Below are 22,400 nucleotides of genomic sequence, written 5' to 3' on the forward strand. Positions count from 1 at the left end.
ACTTGTTGCGCTTAAAGATTTTGTTCCTATTTTTGCACCATGTTTCGCGTACGGCGAGACAAATAGAGAGATGGCAGAGTGGTCGATTGCGACGGTCTTGAAAACCGTTGACTGTTACAGGTCCGGGGGTTCGAATCCCTCTCTCTCTGCGGAAATCAATATCAAAACACATCAAAAGCCTGCAAATCAACGATTTGCAGGCTTTTTTTCTTTCCTCGCTATGCCAAAATGTTCAAAAAATCCCAATATGTTGGTGAGCAGTTAGGTGAGCAGTTGGAAGAAGAAAAATGTGCTCACCGAATTAGACGTAACGTTTTGTTTATGAAGCTGTTTACGGCGTAAACATCTTGATTTAGATAGGCTGCAATCATAATTTTAATCACTTTAAAATCTGATTGCTATGTTAACAAAAAGCTTCACGTTGCTCTTTTATCTTAAAAAGCGCAACAATTATGTCAAAGGTGAATTGCCAATTTACATGAGATTGACAGTCGACGGTCAAAGGATTGAAATCAGCACCAAGAGAGAATGCGAGCGGGAAAAATGGAATTCATCGGCTGGAAGAAAGAATGGTGTTAAAGAAGATGTAAAGCTTCTCAATGCATATCTGGATACCCTTCAGACCAAAGTTTACGATGTGCATAGGCAGCTAATTGAAGCAGGTCGGCCTATAACAGCCGAATCGGTAAAAAATGTTCTCGTCGGAAGTTCGGTAAAACCTAAGATGATCTTGGAGATCTTCCACGAGCATAATGATAAGATGTCGAAACTGGTAGGTACGGACTTTGCTCCCGGAACATTGGAACGGTATAAGACCTCCTTTGAGCATACCAAAGAGTTTATAAGGTATAAATACCGAACTGCCGACCTTGAAATTGAAAAGCTGGATTATGACTTCATTGCCGACTATGAATTTTGGATGAAAGCTGTCCGGAAATGCAGTCATAACACGACGATGAAGTATTTGTCAAACTTCAAAAAGATCTCTCTTCTGTGTATCAAGCGTGGATGGCTTGCACGTGACCCTTTTCATGCTTACAAAATGACAAAGCATGAGGTAGACAGACAAGCGCTGACAGGTCCTGAATTACATGCAATAACCACTCGTGATTTCGGGCAAGGCCGATTGGCACAGGTACGCGACATATTTCTGTTTTGCTGCTACACTGGTTTGGCGTATGCTGATGTTTTCAAGCTGAAACGCTCGGAAATTATCGATGGTAGTGATGGTGAGAAGTGGTTAGTGATTAAAAGACAAAAAACTGACTCGCCCTCGCGAATTCCACTATTGCCCCAAGCGCTGTCAATAATTGCTGAATATGATGGGCATCCGCAGTGTTTAGCCCAAGATAGGCTGCTACCAGTATTGTCAAACCAGAAGATGAATTCTTACCTAAAAGAAATTTCTGATCTATGCGGGATTACCAAGCCGATCACTTTTCACTTGGCCAGACATACCTTCGCGACAACCGTAACCCTGACGAATGGAGTGCCAATCGAGAGCGTTTCAAAAATGTTGGGGCATCGAAACATTAAAACGACTCAGCTTTATGCGAAGATCGTCGACAAGAAAATTGGGGACGATATGAGAAGACTGAAAGAGGTATTAGGTAATTCATAATAATTGCTTGACAAACAAACTCGGCAAAAGGCCAGCTAAATAAGTGGCCCTATCACCTGAGGATGGTGAGAAGCCGCCAAAAGCGTTCGGCATAATAGCGGCTTTTCTATATCCTAGCTTTTCCCCAATACAGCCGCCAGCCCTCCGGGCACTTATTCCGCTTCCTTTTGGCTAATAGAGGGCCACTGTTAGAAGGGCTTTCTTTTTTCTCGTTTTTTCTTTGTCAAACATTCATTTCAAAAAGAGCGAGAGGAAGGAGAAAGAAAACATTTTCTAACTTCTAACAGCAGTAATCATGGCTCACAACATCAATTTTAATGAAAACACTCAAAAAGACAGTTTTTTTTCGGTAAAAGAAAAAGCATGGCATGGGCTTGGTCAAATAGTTGATCAGTACCCAACAAGCGGCGAAGCGATTGAGCATGCAGGGCTTAATTATCGGGTTCAAAAAGCCGGGTTATCTGCCGCAGATCTGAGCAGCCCAAATGCCAATGAGAATGTCCCTGTACCAAATTTCTATGCAACTATGCGCACCGATAATGGGGCAGTCCTGGGAGTCGTCGGCAAGGATTACCAGATAGTTCAAAACCGGGATGCATTTACATTTTTCGATAGCATTGTAGGTGGAGACGGCATTATGTACGAAACAGCTGGCGCACTTGGCAAAGGTGAGCGGATCTTCATTACTGCCAAGTTACCTGGGTACATCAAGGTCGGAAATAACGATTTGATTGAAAAGTATCTCTTCCTCACTACTTCGCACGATGGAAGTGGAAGTATTACTGCCGCGTTTACGCCCGTTCGCATTGTTTGCGCAAACACACTCAACGCCGCATTGAAAAACATGACAAACGTGGTTAAGATCCGGCACACTAGTAATGCAACCGAAAGGCTGAGGACAGCTCACAAGGTTATGGGCATCGCAAGCCGGTTTAGTGATGAGGTTGGACAAATATTCAATCAATGGGCAATGAAGCCTATCACCGACCCACAACTCAGAAGGTTGATCGAAATCGCAATGGCACCAAACAAGGAAGTATTGGGAAATCTGAAAGATGGCAAAGTCAATGCTCTATCCACGCAGTTTATCAACATTGTTGAAGATGTTTATGAATATGCCTTATCAAATCCAACCCAGCAGATGTCAACGACAATGGGCACCGTGTATGGGGCGTACAATGCGGTGACCGGTTATTTTCAAAACGTTCGCAAATTCCAGGACGAAGAAGCTAAATTGAAGTCTATCATTCTTGGCGGGACTGCTCAGATAAGATCACAAACAGCTTTTAACTTATGCACTGACTTTGCCCTGCGCGGTCAAGCATCCCTTAATTAAGTGTCGCATATTCCCGTCGGCAATTCTTGTCGACGGGTTGACTTTTAAAAATTCGCCTGCGGCTCGAAGCTTTCATCAGCTTCGAACCGCAGGCGGTATGTTACAAGGATATTAAAATAATAGTTTTAATGCTGATTGAATAATTCTACTAACACCAACAGCGCACCACCCACGATGGATAATGCTGAGATAATCATCAAGACACCCTCAATATTTGATACCAGAACTGACGACCAATAGCTAGTATATAGCTGCGCCCCGCCGTACCCGCGCCTATTGAATCGCCGCAATCCCACAAAAATCCGGGTTCCAACACCAATTAGAAGCAGTATTATTCCGTAAGATATCACCGGTGTAATGCTGATTAATAGAGCCATAGTTGTAGTTTTTAGTGATGACTTTTTCGAAAGCTAGGCAGGAGCAGCAACACTTTCAAGGTTATATACAAGCCTACACAGATTTTACATTCATTCAATAAGCCAGACTGTGCTGCCCTCCTTAGGATGGTACGAAGGCAAGTATTTGATATAACCCAGCACTTCCAGTTCTTTTAAATATTTATGGTATGTCCTAGTGCTTTTTGTCCTAGACATCTGCATAATCATTCGCCGTGTCACTTGGAAAGGGCTCGATTGACGGTTTTTCTCCCAAAGCAAAACTAATGCCAGATATGTCCCCACATGCCAAATCCTAACCCTCTGATCAATCAGAATACGGTGTATGAATTTTCCTATTGATCTTTCCATTATTTCCTACGTTTTGTGTCAGCTTGCATAAGCGATTGTATATCCTGGAATGCATAGAAGAATGATCCCCCAATCTTACTGGGCCGCAGTTGTCCGTTAATCCTGAGATTTTGAAGCGTACCAGCTGAGATGTTCAGCATCTTTCGTACGTCCGCGCTCCTGAGCCATTTCTTTGGCTCGTGTTTCGAACCCGACATGAGCTGCTTTAAATCTTCAAGCAGTTCACGCCGCAGGACTTGCAAGTCCTCCTTTGTTATTACCTCTATATTCATCTCCTGAAATTTGAATTTATTTTAGTCTGGCTTGGAAAGCGAAATCCTGCTGGGCTGGTTTTTCTTAAATGATGGCTCGTAATGGATGTAGCCAAATTCGTTGAGCTCCCTAACGGCTTTGTAATAGGTTTTTCCGCTGGAAATTTTAGCGACCTGCATCAATTCGAAACTGAACATTGAGAGGTCATTTGTACCTGCTTTACGAAGGCTTTGAAGGATAGCAGCATAGACACTAATGTGAGTCATTGTTACACGGGCGTCTACACTGATTTCCTTGAAAAAGCGGTCAAGGAGAGATGCAACGTCCATGGCTTATTGGCCGATTACCATCCCTTTTTCTTTCTTTGCCTTCTTTCCAGAATGATGATCTTTGCCATCATCGCCTCCCAAACTCTGGTCAGCTTTTTGTCCCTGTTGCTTACTTTTTGACTGGGAAGCCTCTTGCGATTGCCTATTGCCGAGGCGATGCATGTTTGAGTCAAAGACCGTCACCGATTTGAATTGTGGATTAGCTTCGATGTACCTACGCTGCTCGCTGCCATTTTCCACAAATGTCACAGCCTGCCGGTTTCCTTTTTGAAGCGAATCCATCAATTTGGTCTTGTCCTGATCGTTCTGCAGTTCCTTGATTGGATGCTTTGCGAGCTCATTTTCGAGTTTAAAACCGTAATTTTCATGGAACTGTTTGAGCTTAAAATTACCAGCACTATCGGTTTGCTTGAAATCCATTTGAAGCCAGGCATTGTAAATTTTCCCCTCCTTATTGGTCAAATCCTTGTTGACAGCCCGGCCGCTCATCAAATTATATCCTTCTTTCAAAGTGATATTGTTATCCTTGCCGACGTAAAATGTCTGGTTCATTTTTTCTGTCGCCTGCTCTTGTTTCATGGAGGCCATGTAGCTGTTGAAAAAGTACATGTCAGTTGTTGCAGACCGTTTGAAATGCAATGAGCTATTTAATTCGTCTTTGCCGAAAGTTGCCTGGTGCTGAAGTGAAAATTCAGGTGGTTGACGGTTAATATTTTCTTTCAGCTGGCTTTCGAGGCCTTCGCCGAAGCCTGAATACTTTACCTGGTCGCGGAGATATTCAAAGTTTTTCTCGTTCATGATTTCCTATGTTAATGATGAATAATCAATGGTTTAATGTGAGTGCTTTTAAAATGTGCCTGTTGCGGACTTTTAGCGTGAGATGCCTGCCGCCATTCTTTTCCTGAACCTGAACCGCCAGGTACTTTTTGTCAGGAATTGTCATTTTCGGAAGCACATAAACGAACGAATGCAAGGTGTGAGGAGCAACAGCATTTGTATCGCCAAGTATTTGGAGCGGCTTTATTTCTGTTTCCTGGATAGCAGTCCGTCTAGGGTGCTTTTTGTCCCTGACAAAAAATCGGAGATTTTCAATGTCGTATTTGATAGCGGAGTGATTTGCCAGGTCTATTTTATACAGGAGCAAATTTTCATCGACATACAGACCAGCTAGCGAAAATTCTGCTTTTGATGATTTGTCATTAAGCGAGACACCTCCGGGAGGAATCGCATTTGCCCGGTTCGCTGCATCGATAACCTTCGCCTCATTTACATCGGTTGATCTCATTTGCGCAAACTGAGAAGCAGAATTAGTTAGCTGAATATTCAGCGAAAGCGGCTGGTCGGCATAAGCGACGAGAAATGAAAACAGTTTACCATCGGCAGTGATAACCGTCAAATTTGTTGTGTCAAAATCAGGTCTTGCGGCTTTTACCTGCAGGATATTTTCAATCCCGGTAGCCTTCTGTGCTAGGACATCCGGGCTTCCCCGATCGACTGTTTTAATGCTGAATGGAAAGATCAGATGGGTGGTTTTACCTGTAGTAATTTCAAGTGGAAACGGTGCGATAACACTGCTTTCAACTCCCTGGCAAATACCTGTTGAACGAAAAAATAGACATAGCAATAGCTGGCACAAAAGAAAAGTTCTCATGATGATGGATGCTTAAATAAATGATGGGATTAAATAGTCTTGGTGTTAGCGTCTTTGAGCAGCACGCGGTAACCGGCTTTCACAGTGACCTGGATGAGTTTCGTCTTTCGGCCTAGAAAGGTTTTCGCCGCTTCTATACCAGCGCTGGCCGCCTGAGCACCGATGGACGGGTCTATCATTGGAATGTTAATGCCTTGGATCGCCCGATCTGAGGATTGTTTGCCGACATCCCTTGAAAGCGCACCTGGAATGTAAATGCCTTCTATCCCATCCATATCATGAACCGTTAGATTCACCGGAAAAAGGGAATTTCCCGACCGTAAAGACTCTATGTTTACCCTTAACCTTTCCTGATTAAGGCTCGCTTTTCCAAAAAGAAAGCTACCTGCTGGTATCCGACTGCCTGAGATAAATATGTCGGTGGTCAGCCGAAGCTTGATTGTCCCACCTGTTACCAAGGTCTGGTTTTGGTCAATTACAGCCTCAATTGCATTTTGATTGACGCCAGCCTGTCTATGATCGTCAAGTGCGTAAAACCCAGAAGTGTTTGTAGCGTTGCTTTGAGCAGAATGCAGGGAATCTTGTGTGCTGCTGGTCAGTAAGGTGTAATTTATCTGGTCACCTGCTGGCATTACAGGGAAAACCTGCTTTCCATTCGCTAATGATTGTTCTCTAACTTTCTCTTCTACGAGTTGGGGGTTCTGGATTTGCATGATTTTATCAATCAACCCATTGAGCTCGGTCATTTCCGGATCTTCCTCCTCGACTGGTTCTTGTAAATCAATGCCTGACATCATTTGTTCCAGCCGGGCCATTTCTGGGCTCACCGCTTTTTGCGTATCATCATCTCTGACTGCCTTTTCGTTGTCAAATTTTGGCTGACTGGTTTGCGCGAGCACTTTCTCAAGCTCTTTTAGCTTATTATGAACTTCTTGGTCCGGGTATTTAATACTGTTCGCGTCGGAAGTATTTCCGAAAGTCCTCCGATTTTTCCCCGGACCGTTTAGATCTTTCAACGGAACACCTAATGGACCAGATTTGGACGCGAGTAGCGTATCTTGATAATAAGGGTCCTTTTCGATCAGATCACGAAGCCGGGCTGAGTCGGCTGCTGCTTTCTGATAATAGCTAAGCTTATCAAAATCCTTATCATCCTTGAAGAACGCCTCGGGCAAGCTTAAGATAAGTCCTTTATGATCTTTATCAGATGTAACGCTGCCTTTGTTCCTGCCAATGAGCACCCAGAAAAATAGGGTAAGGAACGGCAAAACTAAGAGTGGCAGGAAGGTGTAGAATTTGCGTTGCTGCAAAAATTTACGGGTGTATGCTATTTTTTGCATGGTTGTCAATTGTTTGTTGTGACTGAAAAATACTGTCGGCTTCGAAAGCTCTTTCCAAACTGTCCAGGTATCGCTCGAAGGCTTCTTGTTTGGGGCTTGGTGTTGCGGCCTGAATGGTTTGGTGAGATTGTATGATACCTGAGAGTAGGGGATTTGCAGAAGTCAAAACCGAATTTGGGAGGATCAAATAGATGCAGTAAATAATCCCAATACCTATTGCTATAATAAATATCCCTCGTTGCAATCCCAAAGGAAGACGGTAAACCCTCGCGCTAGCTTGATCAGCAAGCTTTTGCCGAGCTGCCTTATGGTACTGACGAAATCTTGTTATGACGTCGTCGTCTGTGGGAGGTAGTGGCGCGGTGATTTGGCGTTTGTGCTTATTAAAATCATAAAACATAGCTTATCTGTTTTGTACATTGATGTCTTTGTTTTCAAGTGTTGTCCAGCGTTCGATCAGAAATCCGTGCGGGTTATTATCGCTGCGGGATACGGTTCTAAGAAATCCTTCGGTGACTAGCCTGCGGGTTACGACGCTGGTTGAGCGGATGATCCGCTGGGAAGCCACGCAGTGAAAGCGGTATGGATAATCGTCCGTTGCAACTTCTACTGTGTCGACGCTGATCTGCTGGCTTATGTTCCCGGAAATGATGCTTGAATAGAACCCTGATTCTTTCAGGTTTTCATACTGTGCTTTCGCTGATCCATCGGCCAGATACAGTGCTTTGACCAGATTGGACTGGATCACCTTGTCATCAGGATCGAGTGTAAAGAAGAAGCGGTGGAAAGATGCAATGTGATCGCGGGCTTCGACCGGGATGTTTTCTTTTCGTTCCGAAGCATACGCTTCAAGCACTTTGCCACTTGCCAGGATGTAAACTTTGTCCTGCGTTTCATCGACCAGCTGATAGCTTTTGTAGACAGCAAAGCAGCAAAAGCCCATACAGCCGACTATAACTAACATGGTGAAACTGCGGACATGCCGGAATGCGGTTTCAAGATTTTTTGCCTTGGTGAACATGATTGTTGGTAGTTATCAGTTTTAAGATTTTGGCATTGCGGTACTTCTTGGCAGCGAACCAAAGCCACCGCCGGGAGGAAACGCCCTATTTCCAAAGCCTGTCGCAGTCTGCGAAAACAGTGTGGTGACTTTGTAAAGGAATGGATTGCCGCCCCCTGCCTGGATGATGAAGTTTGCAGTTGCTGGAACAGCAAAGTATCCCACAATCCCGATAATCAGGAAAATAAGGTAAGCCATATCTGTCGAGCTAAAAAACGTTTCGCCAGCCCCTTCCACCTGGCTGATGTCCAGTGTGAGCATCATTTCCTGGATCTTGCCGATGATTGCGCCAAAAATGTTGGCGACCGGCAGCCATAGAAAGATGTTGATATAGCGGGCAATCCAGCCGGTAAGCGTATGCTGAAAACCGTCAAAAACCGAGATGCCAAATGCAATGGGGCCAACAATGGCAAGGACAATGAGCTGAAATGTCCGAAGTGTATTGATACAAAGTGCTGCGGCTTCAAAAAGCAGCCTGAGTATTTCGCTCATCCATTCCTTGATGGAATTGCGAAAGTTGTAGGATGCCTTTGCCATCGAAAATTTGATGTCGTTGCCGACGCTGGCCATAATGCCTTCGCCCGACGGATCCTCATTCCCATGCGTGTACTTATACCATTTGTCCCTGTCCCCATTCCCCGTTGCACCGATATACATTTGCCAGGCATTGGTTTTCATGATCGCCTCTTCCTTTTTCTTCAACAGCAAGGTGATCGCCTCGTTGGAGCCTTCGACCATGGCAGAAGTAGCGCGAACAACTGGTGACATCACGCCATTAATCATGGCTAGAACTGATGGGAAAATAAGGATAGCAAAACCTATCACAAACGGTCTGAAAAGAGGATAGAAATCGATCGGCTCTGCGTTTGCCAGGTGCCGCCAAATCCGCGAAGCGATATACCAGATCGCAGCAAAGCCAGCAATTCCGCGTCCCACACTGATCAACTTTGCACACATCGGCATCATTTCATCGTAAAGCTCGTCCAGCACACTATGCAGGCCACTGATCTGCTCGGGAAAGCCCTGCGCGAAAGAAATTTGTGGCAAAGCGGTAGCTAAGACCGCTATTATAGCGGCTCTTGTAAATGCGTTCATAATTTTGAGATTAGAGCTGGATGCCGTTTAAGTCTGCGCTGGTTTCAACTTCAACAGAAACTTTGGCACGTTGCAAGCCAAGTGTTGCAGCTGTTGAATTGAAGTGACGCAGGAAGACAAGCTTATCCTGCATTTCTTCATGGATTTTGTCGATTGCTGACAATCGTTCATCGTCCGACATTCTCATTTTCTTAGCAGTTACCACCATGGTCAATGCATCCAGATTTTTCAGACTTTGATTAATTAACCTGGCATAGACTCGCTCCATATAATCAAGCTCATCCTTGTCGAAATATTTTCCGGACTGAAACTGCCCGAACGCTGTTCTATATTCGGAGACCAACCTTAGCTGAAAGTCGATGATCTCGGCGATCCGCTTGTAGCGTTTTACAGCTGGGCTTACTTCCAACAAACCGTCCAGGAAGGCTTCATGAAGCTTGAAATTCCCTTTCGAAATATCCTTAATGGTAGTATATCCTTTGAAGAGAATATCGTACCCTGCTTTTAACTCTTTCAGGATCTTTCGAAGTTGGTTCAGCTTTTGAATATTAAGGATCAGCTGAGTGACTTCCGGTGTCTGTGCTGAGGCTTGTTTTGGGGGAATAAGCATTGCGCCTAATAGAAATAGTATCAATACATTTCTCATTGTTTTCAGTTTATGCCGCGTAGTGCCCGGCCGGTTATCACATCCTCTTTCTCCTTCATCCTGGCTGCTGCCAGCACCGCCGACTCGCTACAAAAAGCTTTTGAGAATGTCAGATTAAACAGTGTTTGCTGGTAAAGCGCCTCAATCCTTTTCACTCTCTCATCGTCGGTCATTGCCAGATTGCCGTCGGTGGTCACTTCTTTGAGTGTGACCTGTATCTTGTCGCAATCAGCATCGAGCCGGTCAAACACAGCCCGGAGGTAAGCTAGTTCGTCGCCATTGAGATATTCAGTCAGGCCATTTTTGGAAAGACATGTCGAGCAAATGTTTCTAACTTCACCGTTGTACGCGCCGATCCATTTGATCTTTGGGAGGCTGGCAATTTTCGGATTGACAATTTTGAGTGAATCGAAGTAATTTTTGTGAAATTTGAATTCACCCGGCTTTAAATCTCCGATGGCGGTCAATCCCTGCTTAGCGATTTTGTAGCCTTTTTCCGTCAGCTCCAAATAGATTTTTAATTGGGCGATCTGCTCGATCAGGTACTTCTTTTGCGTCTTTTTCTGCCGAAACCATTCCTTGAATGTTTGCGCCTGCAAAGTCGTATTGATGAAAATCATGGCGAGTACGATATAAATTACTCTCATAAACTTGCTAGTTGATTCCATAAAGCTTTTTCACAACATCCACTTCCTGTTGATTTTTCGCCCGGCTGATGCTCAACATTGCGTTTTCCTGATTGAACCGGGTCAGGTCCGTGTACAATTGATCCGTTTTGTCGGCAGCGTTTTCGATCAGTTCCATCCGCTTCGCATCCGTCATTTGCATCGTTAGGGATTCGACAACCATTTTTAGCAAGTCCACATTCTTTGCTGAATTTTCAAGAATACCCACGTAGACCTGAAAAATGTAGTTGCGCTCCTGAGCTGTGAAATGCTTGTCGCCAGAGATCATTCCCCAAAACCTTTTGTATTCATCAACGAGCCGGGAGTTTTTGTCAGCGATCTGCTTGATCTTGAAATAATAGGCAATCACCGCTTTGACCTTTTTGAGCTCATCGTAATACTTTTTATAAAGATCACGCTGCTTCTTGACCCAGTCGGTGATTTCGTCGAGCTGCAATTTTGCCATTGTGTTTTCGATCGCTTTTTGTGCGTTTTGAAGCCTGATCACCTTGTTCTGCCGCCGCTGGATCATTAGATCCACCGCCTTCACCACTTTCTTGATCGCTGCCTTGATGACTGCGGCCCATGGATTTGCAGCTTGGGCTTCCTGAATGGGCGTTGCCACCAGTGCAAATATCAATGTGAAAAATAGGATGTGCTTTCTCATATTCCCGCCGTTGATTTCATTTCACTGGCCAGGGCCGCGATTCCCTTTTGCATACTTCCAAACCGGCTCGCGTATTCGATTACCCTGATCTTCTCGGTTTCTTCGGTGGTGTAGCACAGATACTCTTCCAAGCTGACTTCTGTCCGGTAGACCCTTGATAAAGTTCCGCCCAGGCTAATGAAGACTTCCTTATACTTACGAAGTGGATCATTGGCTTTATTGACCGAAAGAATCAGCGTCTTTTCCTTTTCGGTCAGTCCGAGCAGTTCCTGTATCTGGTCAAACTTGTTCTGGTATTTGCTCTGATCAAGAAGGATCTTACAATCTGAATTATTAATAATCGCTTGCTTAACAACTGGTGAGCTGATAATGTCTTCCACTTCCTGCGTTACCACAATCGCTTCTCCCAGATATTTACGGACTGTCTTGAAAAGGTACTTTATGTAGTCTGCCATACCTTCCTTGGCAATCGCCTTCCAGGCTTCTTCAATCAATATCATCTTGCGGATCCCTTTCAGCTTTCTCATTTTGGAGATGAAGACTTCCATAATGATGATCGTTACTACCGGAAAAAGGATTGGATGGTCTTTGATGTTGTCCAGCTCGAAGACAATGAACCGCTCGTTCAATAGGTCAATGTTCTCGGTTGCATTGAGCAGATAATCAAACTCTCCACCTTGATAGTAAGGCCGCAATACGTAAAGCAGATTAGCCACATCGAAATCTCGGTCTTTCACCTTGTCCTCATCAAGGATCGCAACGAACTTGTCACGCAGAAACTCGTAAAAGGAATTGAAGCACGCGAACTTCCCTGTTTCAGCTATATGAGCATAGAAAAGCGTCAGCGCATTGGATAGAGCTACATATTCACTTCGCTTGAAAACCTCATTATCCTTTTTCCAAAGTGCGAGGATCAGTGTCTTTATGCTCTCCTTCTTCTCTGTATCGAGCCCGTCCCCCTCGGCGATGTGAAACGGGTTGAACTTGATTGGATTTGTTTCCTGGTAGGTGAAATAGTATCCGCCGACCAAATCACATAATCCTTTATAAGAGTGCCCAACATCGACAAGTACAATGTGCGAACCCTGCTCATAATAGCTCCTAACCATGTGGTTGGTGAAAAACGACTTACCACTGCCCGACGGCCCAAGAATGAATTTGTTCCGGTTGGTGCAAATCCCTTTTTTGATCGGCTCATCGCTGATATCTACATGAACCGGTTTGCCAGTAAGCCTGTCCCCAAGTCGCAAGCCGACCGGGCTAATCGAAGAGCGGTAACCTGTTTCCAGGTTTAGAAAACACGAAGCCTGTTCGGCGAAGCAATCGAAAGTCTCATTTATCGGGAAGTCCGCCGCATTGCCCGGAATGCCCGCCCAGAAAATCTGTGGTGCGCCAGTTGTCTCCTTTTTTGCGACAGCTTCCATTTGAGCGAGTGCAGCTGAGACTTTGTTGTTTAGCTCATTGAGCTCTTCCTTTTTCTCTGTCCACACCAGCAGATTGAAATGAGCCCTCACCGGCATCCGCTGGCCAGAAATTGCCTCATTCAAAAACGCGTTTGTCGCATCGAGCGCAATTGCATTCTTTCGCGAGTATGCTGCCAGGGATTGGAGGCGCAACCTTTTGGTTTCCATCTTTCGGAGCGTCTTCTGCCCGTCGTCAATGAAAATGTATTGGTTGTAAATGTGGTTGCAGCTCAATAGCTGGCCGAGTGAAGACGAATATCCAATGCTGAATTTGGTCTTGTCCGTCGAGTAGCGACCGAAGTTTATTTGTGAGCCGCACGTGCCTGGCAAGTCCTCGGTGTCGGCCAGCGTATAGAGCTGACAGTGCTGGCTGCCGATCCGGATATTTTCTTCAAACTGCATATCCTTAATCAGCGGCTCGTCGCCCTGGGACAGGTAACAGTACTGCTCGATAATACCCGACTTTGCATTGTGGCTCCAAAGCTCATCGTCCTTTAATCTGCGCAGCTTCACAAATCCGCTGTCTTCCATAATGTGCCGAAATTGACCGACGCAGCTGAGCAGGTCCTGCAACACTTTTTCATCCATCGTTTCCTCCGGCATGAGCGTCGGCCTCACCAGGTTTGAAACCAGTGAGCTGGAAACTTTCCGGTTTGCTGGCTTCTTGGTAATGTAGATGTAGCAGGTGTGATCTAGGAACGGCCGTTCGTTGAAATGCCGCTCGCTTTGCATGGACAGAAAGCTTTTGTCTTGAGGGGAAAAGTCGGGCTCATAACGGCTGTCGACAAACCAATCCTGCTTGTGAAAGACCGAATGTGCTGGCAGCACGCGGAGTGCTTTTACCCAGGTTTGGTGAAAAGCCTCGTAGTCGTTGTCGGAGAGGGTGAATATTTCAGGCAAATCTGCCTGAAATACCACCGTGATGTCCCCCTGCTTAGATAGGATGCAATCGTGCTCCACATCCATGATCGGGATCAAATCATCGAGTAACTTTTCCATTGCTGGTGCTGGTTTTAAAAATGCGCCTTGAATTGGACTTCACGTATTTTGGCACACTTCGCCTGGCGAGCATTTTGGTGACTCCGTGCTCGCCATAGGCTGAGCTCAGGTGATAAATGCCCATGATCATCGGGATACCCAGGCAAACCACAATGCCCACGCAGATATAAGAGCGGATGCCGCAGATGTACAGCAGTGTGTAAATCGCAAATAAAACGATCGCCGCGCCGCCCATGTACCAGATGTACTGCGCTTTGAGCCCCTTGAACTCAATAGAAGTGTTGATGCCCTTGTTGATTTGGTAAATGCTCGTGCTTGCCATAACGCTTACCCTTATAGGCCAAAGAAAGATTGCAGCACGGTAGCGACTACCACTAGGAAAATACAGCTACCGAACCACGCCGCAGCGACCTTTCCGGTATCATTGTCCCCGGCATTCCATTTCTGGAAAACCTTCACTGCACCTACAAGCCCGAGCACCGCACCGATGGCATACATCAGCTGCGTACCTGGCTCGAAGTAACTGCGCACCTGGCTGTCGGCTTCGGAGATGCCCGCCGCGCCGTCTTGCGCTTTGGTGATGGTTGTCATTACTGACAGCAGCGCTGCTGCCCATACTTGTTTTGCCCTGATTGAAGGGGCTGTTTTTCCACATTTCATACGCCTCGTTGGTTATTGTTTTGAACTTGTCTACTCGGTTTGTCTCCTTGCGGCTCCCAAAGCCCGAAGGCCCGGGAGCGCAGGAGAGCGGGCTCATCATTAAACCTCCTTCCATAACTCCTCTAGCTCTACAGCACTGAGGTTGATGAAGCCATATTTTGCAGATTCCGAAGTGATCACGTTGTTGATCGCCTCACGGAACGGCGTGCCTTTGACGGCAGAAAAATCTTTGATCGACATTTGGATCAGGAAAATCAGATCCCGCTTTTCGTAGCCTTTTTGGTATGCTTCCCGGATACTGTTCCGGAGCTGTGAGCTGAGCTCCTCGACCTTGGCAAACAAGGCTTCACTTTGCCAGGGCTGCTTTTTTACATCAACAGGTTCAGCGGTTTCTTCCTGCTGACTTGCCTGCGGTTTGGTTATCGGCGGCGGCTTTTCTGGCCGATCCCAGAACCAGGATTTTGAATTGAGCAGTGCCCTGATGTCCTGCCGATAGTACCGGATTCCGATAATCACATAGTAGATCGCTACCGCGGCACCCACTGCCAGAAAGTAGCCTGTCCATGATAAATGCGTTGCCATAACTCATGTTGTTTTAAGGTTGCTGCTGCATTGATTACCTGACAAAACAACACTCAAAATCAAGGCGCTTCAAGTACAAGTTTTTCTTGTACCCACGCCACGACCATTGTACCCCGTTGATTATCAATGGAATAGAAACTGATATTATGAAAAGCCTCGCCCAAAATTTTATGAAGACCGCTGAAATGCCCTGAAGAGTTTCTTGTATCAATGATGCCACCAAGGTAGGCACAGGGCTGCGGGGCGTAGTGGAAATTCCGGCATAAACACGGGCATAAATGCCTACCTGCGCACATGCTTTCCTTTATTCCGTTGCTTCCACTACTTGCTTGCCCAGTGCCAGAATGAAGCGCCATAATTCATTCAATCACTTCAAAATCAAGGTAATTATGGAAAGCTTCGCAAATGTCTCAAACTTGTATCAGGTGGCAGAAATTCAGCTGATCTACAAAACCAATGTACAAGCAAGTCAGCGTCCTAAAATAGCATCGTCCAAAGATGCATACAATGTGCTGATGCAAAGCTGGAACCCCGATAGACTTGAATTTATTGAAGAGTTCAAGATACTGCTATTGAACAATGCCAGCCGCGTGCTAGGTATTTTTGAAGTTTCCAAAGGTGGGATTTCGGGTGCAAGTGCTGATGTAAGGATCGTTTTTGCAGCAGCTTTGAAAGCCAATGCAACAGGGATTATCCTGGCACACAATCATCCTTCCGGGCAGCTCGTGCCGAGTGATGCAGATAAGTATATTACTGAGAATATGAGAAAGGCAGGTGAGGTGCTTAATATCCGGGTTTTGGATCATTTGATCGTAACGGCGGAAGGGTTCTATTCCTTCTCGAATGATGGATGCATATAAAGGTTATTCAAATCTTACTGTGAAGTACTTCGAGAGTACTATGAAAATCAGATTGTGCAGATTAAAGTTCAAAGAGCTGTCAAAAGACAGCATGTGCTCTCGCAAATTGCCGATTTCCTAAGCTGGTTGGAAGCTTAGGATGTTGATAAAAATCGCCTGATCGAGATGGTTAACGAGATCAATGTTTATATCAGCAAAGGATCGCCTGATCGATCTGTTAATTGTTTACTGATAATGTCTTAATCGTTATTCTCATATCAAATATTTCATTTTGCTTTCCGGGATCATATCTGGTAACTGTCAAAGTGATGGACTTTCCTTCATGAGATATGCTATGCTTCCTCATTTTGTAAATTGCCTGTTCGATGTTTTCATCTAGGCCAATGTTTAATGAATTAATCACTAAGCGTTTTGAATAATCTGCAAAGGTTTGTAAAGACTGACTCTTGTCTTTTACATAATTACAATTTAGAGTCAGCTGAATCATCTGTACTACTTCTGATGTCCCTTCAATATAGTAGTGAATCTTACTTTGTACAGTATTCGTTACCTGCATAGGATTTGAGGTTGCGCCATAAACATCCTGATAATTGTTCAAATAGTCACCTGTTCCAAGATGAACTTCCTCCATGAATTTCTTGGCGACAAAAGGGGACCATCCAAATCTGGCATCTATATGCGTCGGATTACGTTCTTCTAGCTTGTATTTTAATAAGTCTGCAATAGATTTATTTACATCTTGTTTAGTTGATACCGGATTTACAATCAAATTATGAATCCACCTTTTATACTGAGTTTTATCAAATCCAAATGCCATGATAGCCTTGAACTTTGAGTAACGCAAAATTTCTCTAGGGATATGGTTTGGCACCCTAATCAAGATAAATTCAAGAGTAACATATGCAATTACCGAATAAATAAAAGGCAAATACAAGAAAGTTAGTACAATTGGTATTGCAAATTCGTAAAGCGTTGTTGTGTTCCAAAATCCGTCGAAGTTATTAATCAATCCAAATACTGAGTTGATTACTAAAATAGAACCTAGAATAATTTGTATAACAGAAAAAAAAGTAGTGACAGATTTATTTCCTTGCAGTTTCGCAGTCTCAGATAAGAGAACAGTTAGGGTGAGTGCAGCTCCCAGAATTACTTCATAAAATACATTTAATGTGTATGCTGATATAGCAAGAATAATAAGCTCAGTTAATTTTATGCTATCGAGAAGTGTCGTACTTATAACTCTTCTATCGAAAACGGAATACTCATTTATGACCGCTTTGAACGGGGTGACAAGCGCGGTTGTAATAAACCAAATCACAGTCGCTTTTAGTAATGATGGATTCCAAATGCCTACCTTCTCCAATAGCGTCACAATACCTGCTGTCCATAGAGTTGATAGAAGTAAGACGACAATTATTGGTTTCGCAGTGAGTCTTTTTAAAACCTCAAAAAGTGATGATCCGGCATATTGAACACAAAATATGAATGCCAGCCCAATCAAAATTAAACTGGCAATTTCACGAGAATTCAACTCCATCATGATTTATAATGTTAGTGAATTTATCTGCTCTTCTTACACTTTGTCTCCTTTCCACTTAAATGCTCTTCTAAAACCTTTTTCTTCGGCTTCCTTCACTGTCATAGCGTAGAATTCACCTTTGTTCTTAACCGTTGTTCGATCATATTGCTGATCAAATGGAAGATGGTATATTTTTTCAAATTTCGGGCTAACATTACATTTAATCATTGGATATCGTTCCAATGGTTTCTTTTCATGGATCTTGATTCCCAAGGCAGCCGCGAATTTTCTAGCAGTCTCAGATAATGTCGTTGAAGTATATATAGCTGCGGAAATATTTCCTTTGGCAAACACCTCAGGAAATAGAAATAATTGATTCTCTTTACCAGAGTTCTGGAACTGTTCAATGTAAAATTTAACAGCAGTCCCGTAAAGTTGATTTACGTGTTTTTCGTGAATATCTTTATATTGTGCCCAATGCTTACATTGAACAATCTCAACTTTCCCATCCTTTCTGCAAATAAGATCACGCCCTAGGTCTTCCAGCCCCATTTCGATCCCGATGTACTCAACCGCATATCCCTTCATTTCATATTGATATCCAACATATCGTTCGTAATCTCGGCCGATCTGCTGGGATTGTTTTCGTGAAACTAGATATCTATCAAGTGCCAACTGATTTTTTTCACTTGAAGGAAGATTCTTATATTGCTCATTAGTGATAAATTTTTGGACTGGATCGGTTGTTTCTTCACTAATCTCCTTGGTCTGTCCGACAAGCGATAGAAGATGTTCCAAATCTTCGCCAACATATTCTCGAATCCATGGGAATAGAGATTCATAGTATTTCACAAAGTTCTCCGCAATTTTCTTCTGCTTTCGTAAAACTTTATTTTCTATCGCTAAATTTCTAATATCTTCCGCTTGTTTACGAGCCGGATGTTTCTTGGTTTCTAAGTAGTGGGCGATTTCAAAATCTTGATATTTATGAAACTCACTTATAGCATCAGCTAACCAGGGAAAGCCAATAGATTTTTCCGAGACAATCCGTTGGATGGATTTTTCTCGATCTAATATTGTTGCCAGAACTGTTTTGTTTTCTTCACATATTCCCTTGTTTTCTAATAAGAGTTTTTGAGCTTCGGCAGTACTAGCACTGATAGTTGAGTGAATTTCACTTTTATAATTAAATAACAGTGAGATTTTTTTTTCAAGATTTTTGAATAGGGATGAGTAGAACATATTTATTTAATTCTAAAAATGTCGGACATCTCTTTATACGTTTTTATTGAAATTTCTGTTTCAGTGATAGCTCTGTGAATATGCTTTTTTTTTAAATGCTCGTTATCTTTTTGAACTTTGCAGGCGAGTTGAGATGCCTTACTAAGACTATCAACCTTAAATAAGTTGATTTTCTCTAACTGAAAATTTGGTGGCCTCGAATGAAGAATAAATTTCTCAACATGAAAGTTTTCCGCCTTGTTAAACAGTTCAAGTATTTCCTCACTACTTCTAGTGACATCAATAATTTTCTTTACAAAGTCGATTAAGAATAAAATTGCGAATATCCCTAGAATGAACAATACAATTATTAATATTTCCATACGTACCTTTTGCTTTTAGGTTGATTCATTAAATCTTTGGCGCAAATGTTATTTACTTGCTATCAACCGGTCCAACCGCCCCATCATCTCATCCTTCTACTTCAACATCCGCTCATACGAAGCAATCTTCTCCTCATGAAGCTGAATTATCTTTTCGACAGGATTTAAATAAATGGTGCCCTGGTTAAAGGAGTTATCATTGGAATGATCGTGGTAAGTATTCGTAATAATATTAATCGCCTTTGCCTCATCAAAATTCTGAATCGCCTCAGCCGGGATTTTAAGAATTGCCGCAACTTGCTCCAAAATGTCGGAGTCAATCTTTTCTTTTTGTTCGAGGAGTGAGATTTTTTGTTGGTTCCAGTCTTCGCCGAGCTCAAACGCCAAATAATCCTGCTTTATTTGGAGCATCTCCCTGAATCTTTTTAAGTTACGGCCTTCGTGGATCTTCGGATTGGAGGTAGTATGTGCCATGTGGAAAGGGTGTTTGGTTAAAAAAAGCAATTTATATAAATCTGCCGGGAAGTGCTCGGATATCTTAAAGGCATTGCAATGTATATTACCGGGCGAATGTGTTGGGATCAGGCCGCGGCAGTCCGTGCTTTGCAGAAAACGTAAATGCAAGAATTTCTACACACTTAAAAATCAACGAAATGAACACACATCCACACTCAGACAATGATTCCGAAGGCTTTGCTTGGCAGACCAGCTCTACCGCGCCTATGGTCGCAGCTCGCTACGCGCGAGTTGACCCCTTGCTGCTATGACCTATTCTTAGACTATCATAACTGATTGTCTGTCCTTTGCGACACAAACGCCGTTTTTTACAATATATACCTCTACAAAGTGATTACCTCGGAATTTTGTTACCTCAGAATGCGTAATGCTACCTTTTACAATTTGCCCTCGTATTGAATTGTGCCGCAGTGCTTCTTGTCCACGATTTAAGGTTTTCCAATAGACCTCATAAGGCCACGGTACATTGCATTTAATCCCGAAAGATAGTGAACGCCCAACTTTCACCCTGCTTCCTCTATTAGCTAGTTTGTAATCCATGTAACCGTCCTTCTTTGCAACTCTACCTAATATCTGGACAGTATAAGACACATTTATTTGTTCTCTCAAACCGACATCAGATAGATATTGCTCGGTATTATCGAATTGAATCAAGGTGCCATCGGGCAGCCTTCGCTCCATACTTCGTTTCTCATCAGGTTTTTTGAAGTCTTCACCAAAGATTTTTTGCCATTTTGAAAGGCTTTTTTGTAAATCAGTTTCCTCGTAGGCATCAGTCACTTTTTCAGAGTAATCGATGATCTTGTTTCGAAACACTAACCATCCGTCTTGATCCCATCGATCTCCGAAGTTTTCACCTGTTTCTCCGGGATCAGAAATTGTCGGCATATAGTAATTGTTTTGCATGTAGGAGCGTAATTTTCCTAGTATTGTATACAAAGCTGTTGGGACATCTTCATAACATTTTGGATCCTCCAGAAGAGCAATGTCGTTAACCTGCTCACCAAGTAACGTGCTTAGAATGATCGATTTAATGCTGAATGTTCGCTTGTAATCTCGCAAGAATTTAATCAGACGGACAACTTTGACAAAGTGGTGTTTTGTAATTCGGTTTTTATCATCAAGCCATTCTGTGAATTTTTCAGGATCAGTTAGTTCAAACAGATCTTCGTGGCGATTAGTCACATATTTCTCACCATGCCTTTCTAAGTAAGGAACGATATCAAGGTGAAAATCATTTGCATACTTTATGGTCACACAGCGTGTCTTGCGACTTGCCTTGTCTTCGTAGATACTTCCTTTGAATGTTTTGAAGAGATTATTAACATAATCGCAAGCTTCCCAATCTTCAAACTCTTTGATATAAAGTAAAACGTCCGCGTCATACTCATCTGTCACCTTTAAGGGCTTGATTATTGTCTTATGAGCGTATGATCCCTGGGGGATTATATCCAAGAACTTATCCTTGAATTGTTGCGAGTTTTTTAGAAAATTAGTGATCGCCTCAGTTCGATCGTCTAAGGTGTCGATCCTGGTAGAATTAAGATTGACCTCATTTTCAAGAAAATGTTTGAAGTAGTTAGTTAGTTTCACGAGTGTTGATGGTTAGTGCTGGTGCATAAGTTTGGCCGGTATAATCCCAAATTGTGAGAGGGGGATGCACATTACGCATTATGCCTCTTCCACACACAATTGCGACGGTGAGAGGCACAGCCAAAAATAGCCTGATTTCTGAGCAGGATTTATGATCTACTTCAATCTGGCTTAGAAAATCATGGTAGGTCTTAGTGAAATTCTCGAGAGATTTACGCTTTCTCACTATATCCCGAGTTGGTAACACATCTTTGGGACGAAGAACATAAATATTTTGGTCTTGCGAATCCGGAATTGTGGATAAATCTATTGTACCGCTTATGTTCAGAACTAGGCTGACATTAGAGCTGGTCGAATTTCGCGTTTGAATAGCTTCGAATTCAATATCATCGCCATCTTCTGGCCAAACCCAACTTTCTGAGTTACCTCGATGTTTCTGGAACAATGATGTCGGGATTTTGTCATCTAGCCGATAACCGAAATAGGTTAGCAGAGGAATTCGTGAAAATGCAAAGATCGCGAGATGGCGAATTGCACCTTTTCGCACCCCCTCTTCGATTATTCGAATAGAACTATCGATTATTGATTTTCCCATTGACCAGTAAGCGTCCCAACTATCTTCCGGCTCCGACAGACCAGTCAAATCAATTTCAATACCTTGTTTATCAAAGCTATCTAAAAACCGCGCAAATTTGTTCTCAGAATCCAGCAAGTCGAGCCTAGCTCTTTGTTGAGACAACTCAACAGTCGTCCCGCGAATCTTTCCTAATAGCCGTATAACTACCGACTCTGAATCATTCTCGAGATTAGTTAGATGAAAAATTCGAGCTTCATGACTTGTCTTCAATTGAATCAAACGCTCAATAGTAAAGACTTCCAATGTTTCTTTTGAGTCCGCTATCTTGTGATGCTCGGCGCATAACAGAACCATGTTTTCAACTAGATTTCTTTCATTCAATGGCATCTCAGATTCTCCTCGCGGGGACTTCTTGCTAGTTGTCCAGCCAACAATGTGGGCCATCTCTCCAATGTTTACATCATATTCTAAATCAAGTAGATATTTATTACAGTATGCGCACCTTCCTCCGGATCTTACCCACAGTTTGACTTTATCGGGTTCCTTTATGCTCGGGCGTTTATCGACTGTATAGTTATCCAGTTCGATGGTTGTGACTTCGGCCATAATTTTGAGAAAT

General features: G+C 43.3%; 24 protein-coding genes and 1 tRNA gene. 4 read left to right on the plus strand and 21 right to left on the minus strand.

Features of this window, described 5'->3' with window-relative positions; translation table 11 throughout:
* Positions 1 to 64 precede the first annotated feature (64 nt).
* The 3 genes from FHS68_RS06545 (at position 65) to FHS68_RS06555 (ending at position 2,957) form a co-directional block, all read left to right on the plus strand.
* Positions 65 to 149, plus strand: a tRNA-Ser gene (locus tag FHS68_RS06545).
* Between the two features lie 251 nt (positions 150 to 400).
* The gene (locus FHS68_RS06550) at positions 401 to 1,621 is read left to right on the plus strand and encodes a site-specific integrase (protein WP_167268291.1); all 1,221 of its coding nucleotides are present in this window, start codon (positions 401 to 403) and stop codon (positions 1,619 to 1,621) included.
* Between the two features lie 295 nt (positions 1,622 to 1,916).
* Positions 1,917 to 2,957 (plus strand): DUF932 domain-containing protein, encoded by a 1,041-nt coding sequence (locus FHS68_RS06555; RefSeq protein ID WP_167268293.1) that lies wholly within the window; start codon positions 1,917 to 1,919, stop codon positions 2,955 to 2,957.
* A 125-nt stretch (positions 2,958 to 3,082) separates the two neighbouring features.
* Here the strand turns inward: FHS68_RS06555 and FHS68_RS06560 are convergent, their stop codons facing one another.
* The 15 genes from FHS68_RS06560 to FHS68_RS06630 all read right to left on the minus strand — a co-directional run bounded on the left by FHS68_RS06560 (position 3,083) and on the right by FHS68_RS06630 (position 15,112).
* A complete protein-coding gene (locus FHS68_RS06560; RefSeq protein ID WP_167268295.1) occupies positions 3,083 to 3,334 on the minus strand; it encodes a hypothetical protein in 252 nt (83 codons plus the stop codon).
* 368 nt (positions 3,335 to 3,702) lie between these two features.
* Positions 3,703 to 3,975, minus strand: coding sequence for a helix-turn-helix domain-containing protein (locus tag FHS68_RS06565; protein ID WP_167268297.1), 273 nt, complete (start codon positions 3,973 to 3,975; stop codon positions 3,703 to 3,705).
* Between the two features lie 21 nt (positions 3,976 to 3,996).
* Positions 3,997 to 4,284: a hypothetical protein gene (locus FHS68_RS06570; protein WP_167268299.1), complete on the minus strand. Its 288-nt coding sequence runs from the start codon at positions 4,282 to 4,284 to the stop codon at positions 3,997 to 3,999.
* 3 nt (positions 4,285 to 4,287) lie between these two features.
* Positions 4,288 to 5,082 (minus strand): hypothetical protein, encoded by a 795-nt coding sequence (locus FHS68_RS06575; RefSeq protein ID WP_167268301.1) that lies wholly within the window; start codon positions 5,080 to 5,082, stop codon positions 4,288 to 4,290.
* Between the two features lie 25 nt (positions 5,083 to 5,107).
* A complete protein-coding gene (gene traN, locus FHS68_RS06580) occupies positions 5,108 to 5,935 on the minus strand; it encodes a conjugative transposon protein TraN (RefSeq protein WP_167268303.1) in 828 nt (275 codons plus the stop codon).
* Positions 5,936 to 5,964: 29 nt separating this feature from the next.
* A complete protein-coding gene (traM, locus tag FHS68_RS06585) occupies positions 5,965 to 7,275 on the minus strand; it encodes a conjugative transposon protein TraM (RefSeq protein WP_167268305.1) in 1,311 nt (436 codons plus the stop codon).
* Between the two features lie 403 nt (positions 7,276 to 7,678).
* Complete coding sequence (traK, locus tag FHS68_RS06590; RefSeq protein WP_167268307.1) at positions 7,679 to 8,296, minus strand: conjugative transposon protein TraK; 618 nt, start codon at positions 8,294 to 8,296, stop codon at positions 7,679 to 7,681.
* A 21-nt stretch (positions 8,297 to 8,317) separates the two neighbouring features.
* Positions 8,318 to 9,430 (minus strand): conjugative transposon protein TraJ, encoded by a 1,113-nt coding sequence (traJ, locus tag FHS68_RS06595; RefSeq protein WP_167268308.1) that lies wholly within the window; start codon positions 9,428 to 9,430, stop codon positions 8,318 to 8,320.
* A 10-nt stretch (positions 9,431 to 9,440) separates the two neighbouring features.
* The gene (locus tag FHS68_RS06600) at positions 9,441 to 10,076 is read right to left on the minus strand and encodes a TerB family tellurite resistance protein (protein WP_167268310.1); all 636 of its coding nucleotides are present in this window, start codon (positions 10,074 to 10,076) and stop codon (positions 9,441 to 9,443) included.
* 5 nt (positions 10,077 to 10,081) lie between these two features.
* The gene (locus FHS68_RS06605) at positions 10,082 to 10,723 is read right to left on the minus strand and encodes a hypothetical protein (RefSeq protein WP_167268312.1); all 642 of its coding nucleotides are present in this window, start codon (positions 10,721 to 10,723) and stop codon (positions 10,082 to 10,084) included.
* Between the two features lie 7 nt (positions 10,724 to 10,730).
* The gene (locus tag FHS68_RS06610) at positions 10,731 to 11,408 is read right to left on the minus strand and encodes a conjugal transfer protein TraI (protein WP_167268314.1); all 678 of its coding nucleotides are present in this window, start codon (positions 11,406 to 11,408) and stop codon (positions 10,731 to 10,733) included.
* Complete coding sequence (locus FHS68_RS06615) at positions 11,405 to 13,870, minus strand: TraG family conjugative transposon ATPase (protein ID WP_167268316.1); 2,466 nt, start codon at positions 13,868 to 13,870, stop codon at positions 11,405 to 11,407. The genes FHS68_RS06610 and FHS68_RS06615 overlap by 4 nt, the downstream gene beginning before the upstream one ends.
* Positions 13,851 to 14,192, minus strand: coding sequence for a DUF4133 domain-containing protein (locus FHS68_RS06620; RefSeq protein ID WP_167268319.1), 342 nt, complete (start codon positions 14,190 to 14,192; stop codon positions 13,851 to 13,853). Before FHS68_RS06620 ends, FHS68_RS06615 begins: the two co-directional genes overlap by 20 nt.
* Before the next feature lie 11 nt (positions 14,193 to 14,203).
* A complete protein-coding gene (locus FHS68_RS06625) occupies positions 14,204 to 14,530 on the minus strand; it encodes a DUF4134 domain-containing protein (protein ID WP_167268321.1) in 327 nt (108 codons plus the stop codon).
* 99 nt (positions 14,531 to 14,629) lie between these two features.
* The gene (locus FHS68_RS06630) at positions 14,630 to 15,112 is read right to left on the minus strand and encodes a hypothetical protein (RefSeq protein WP_167268323.1); all 483 of its coding nucleotides are present in this window, start codon (positions 15,110 to 15,112) and stop codon (positions 14,630 to 14,632) included.
* Between the two features lie 389 nt (positions 15,113 to 15,501).
* On the opposite strand from FHS68_RS06630, the gene FHS68_RS06635 reads away from it, so the two are divergent.
* Positions 15,502 to 15,972: a JAB domain-containing protein gene (locus FHS68_RS06635; RefSeq protein WP_167268325.1), complete on the plus strand. Its 471-nt coding sequence runs from the start codon at positions 15,502 to 15,504 to the stop codon at positions 15,970 to 15,972.
* 217 nt (positions 15,973 to 16,189) lie between these two features.
* Here FHS68_RS06635 and FHS68_RS06640 read toward each other — a convergent pair whose 3' ends face one another.
* From FHS68_RS06640 to FHS68_RS06665, 6 genes are all read right to left on the minus strand, one after another.
* Positions 16,190 to 17,512, minus strand: coding sequence for a hypothetical protein (locus tag FHS68_RS06640; protein ID WP_167268327.1), 1,323 nt, complete (start codon positions 17,510 to 17,512; stop codon positions 16,190 to 16,192).
* A gap of 33 nt (positions 17,513 to 17,545) precedes the next feature.
* Positions 17,546 to 18,733, minus strand: coding sequence for a PDDEXK family nuclease (locus FHS68_RS06645; RefSeq protein WP_167268329.1), 1,188 nt, complete (start codon positions 18,731 to 18,733; stop codon positions 17,546 to 17,548).
* Between the two features lie 2 nt (positions 18,734 to 18,735).
* On the minus strand, positions 18,736 to 19,095 hold the full coding sequence (locus FHS68_RS06650; RefSeq protein ID WP_167268331.1) for a hypothetical protein: 360 nt from the start codon (positions 19,093 to 19,095) through the stop codon (positions 18,736 to 18,738).
* 96 nt (positions 19,096 to 19,191) lie between these two features.
* Complete coding sequence (locus tag FHS68_RS06655; RefSeq protein ID WP_167268333.1) at positions 19,192 to 19,569, minus strand: helix-turn-helix domain-containing protein; 378 nt, start codon at positions 19,567 to 19,569, stop codon at positions 19,192 to 19,194.
* 300 nt (positions 19,570 to 19,869) lie between these two features.
* A complete protein-coding gene (locus FHS68_RS26635) occupies positions 19,870 to 21,204 on the minus strand; it encodes an SMODS domain-containing nucleotidyltransferase (protein ID WP_167268335.1) in 1,335 nt (444 codons plus the stop codon).
* Positions 21,191 to 22,387, minus strand: a complete 1,197-nt coding sequence (locus FHS68_RS06665) for an SAVED domain-containing protein (RefSeq protein WP_167268337.1) — start codon at positions 22,385 to 22,387, stop codon at positions 21,191 to 21,193. The genes FHS68_RS26635 and FHS68_RS06665 overlap by 14 nt, the downstream gene beginning before the upstream one ends.
* Between the last annotated feature and the right edge of the window lie 13 nt (positions 22,388 to 22,400).

The sequence above is a fragment of the Dyadobacter arcticus genome (genome assembly GCF_011762185.1).
Classification (GTDB): Bacteria; Bacteroidota; Bacteroidia; order Cytophagales; family Spirosomataceae; genus Dyadobacter; species Dyadobacter arcticus.

What these genes read in the sequence shown, in the direction of transcription:
- FHS68_RS06550 (WP_167268291.1), top strand. Translation starts at nt 401, where the DNA reads ATGTTAACAAAAAGCTTCACGTTGCTCTTTTATCTTAAAAAGCGCAAC.
- FHS68_RS06555 (WP_167268293.1), top strand. Translation starts at nt 1,917, where the DNA reads ATGGCTCACAACATCAATTTTAATGAAAACACTCAAAAAGACAGTTTT.
- FHS68_RS06560 (WP_167268295.1), bottom strand. Translation starts at nt 3,334, where the DNA reads ATGGCTCTATTAATCAGCATTACACCGGTGATATCTTACGGAATAATA.
- FHS68_RS06565 (WP_167268297.1), bottom strand. Translation starts at nt 3,975, where the DNA reads ATGAATATAGAGGTAATAACAAAGGAGGACTTGCAAGTCCTGCGGCGT.
- FHS68_RS06570 (WP_167268299.1), bottom strand. Translation starts at nt 4,284, where the DNA reads ATGGACGTTGCATCTCTCCTTGACCGCTTTTTCAAGGAAATCAGTGTA.
- FHS68_RS06575 (WP_167268301.1), bottom strand. Translation starts at nt 5,082, where the DNA reads ATGAACGAGAAAAACTTTGAATATCTCCGCGACCAGGTAAAGTATTCA.
- traN (WP_167268303.1), bottom strand. Translation starts at nt 5,935, where the DNA reads ATGAGAACTTTTCTTTTGTGCCAGCTATTGCTATGTCTATTTTTTCGT.
- traM (WP_167268305.1), bottom strand. Translation starts at nt 7,275, where the DNA reads ATGCAAAAAATAGCATACACCCGTAAATTTTTGCAGCAACGCAAATTC.
- traK (WP_167268307.1), bottom strand. Translation starts at nt 8,296, where the DNA reads ATGTTCACCAAGGCAAAAAATCTTGAAACCGCATTCCGGCATGTCCGC.
- traJ (WP_167268308.1), bottom strand. Translation starts at nt 9,430, where the DNA reads ATGAACGCATTTACAAGAGCCGCTATAATAGCGGTCTTAGCTACCGCT.
- FHS68_RS06600 (WP_167268310.1), bottom strand. Translation starts at nt 10,076, where the DNA reads ATGAGAAATGTATTGATACTATTTCTATTAGGCGCAATGCTTATTCCC.
- FHS68_RS06605 (WP_167268312.1), bottom strand. Translation starts at nt 10,723, where the DNA reads ATGAGAGTAATTTATATCGTACTCGCCATGATTTTCATCAATACGACT.
- FHS68_RS06610 (WP_167268314.1), bottom strand. Translation starts at nt 11,408, where the DNA reads ATGAGAAAGCACATCCTATTTTTCACATTGATATTTGCACTGGTGGCA.
- FHS68_RS06615 (WP_167268316.1), bottom strand. Translation starts at nt 13,870, where the DNA reads ATGGAAAAGTTACTCGATGATTTGATCCCGATCATGGATGTGGAGCAC.
- FHS68_RS06620 (WP_167268319.1), bottom strand. Translation starts at nt 14,192, where the DNA reads ATGGCAAGCACGAGCATTTACCAAATCAACAAGGGCATCAACACTTCT.
- FHS68_RS06625 (WP_167268321.1), bottom strand. Translation starts at nt 14,530, where the DNA reads ATGAAATGTGGAAAAACAGCCCCTTCAATCAGGGCAAAACAAGTATGG.
- FHS68_RS06630 (WP_167268323.1), bottom strand. Translation starts at nt 15,112, where the DNA reads ATGGCAACGCATTTATCATGGACAGGCTACTTTCTGGCAGTGGGTGCC.
- FHS68_RS06635 (WP_167268325.1), top strand. Translation starts at nt 15,502, where the DNA reads ATGGAAAGCTTCGCAAATGTCTCAAACTTGTATCAGGTGGCAGAAATT.
- FHS68_RS06640 (WP_167268327.1), bottom strand. Translation starts at nt 17,512, where the DNA reads ATGATGGAGTTGAATTCTCGTGAAATTGCCAGTTTAATTTTGATTGGG.
- FHS68_RS06645 (WP_167268329.1), bottom strand. Translation starts at nt 18,733, where the DNA reads ATGTTCTACTCATCCCTATTCAAAAATCTTGAAAAAAAAATCTCACTG.
- FHS68_RS06650 (WP_167268331.1), bottom strand. Translation starts at nt 19,095, where the DNA reads ATGGAAATATTAATAATTGTATTGTTCATTCTAGGGATATTCGCAATT.
- FHS68_RS06655 (WP_167268333.1), bottom strand. Translation starts at nt 19,569, where the DNA reads ATGGCACATACTACCTCCAATCCGAAGATCCACGAAGGCCGTAACTTA.
- FHS68_RS06665 (WP_167268337.1), bottom strand. Translation starts at nt 22,387, where the DNA reads ATGGCCGAAGTCACAACCATCGAACTGGATAACTATACAGTCGATAAA.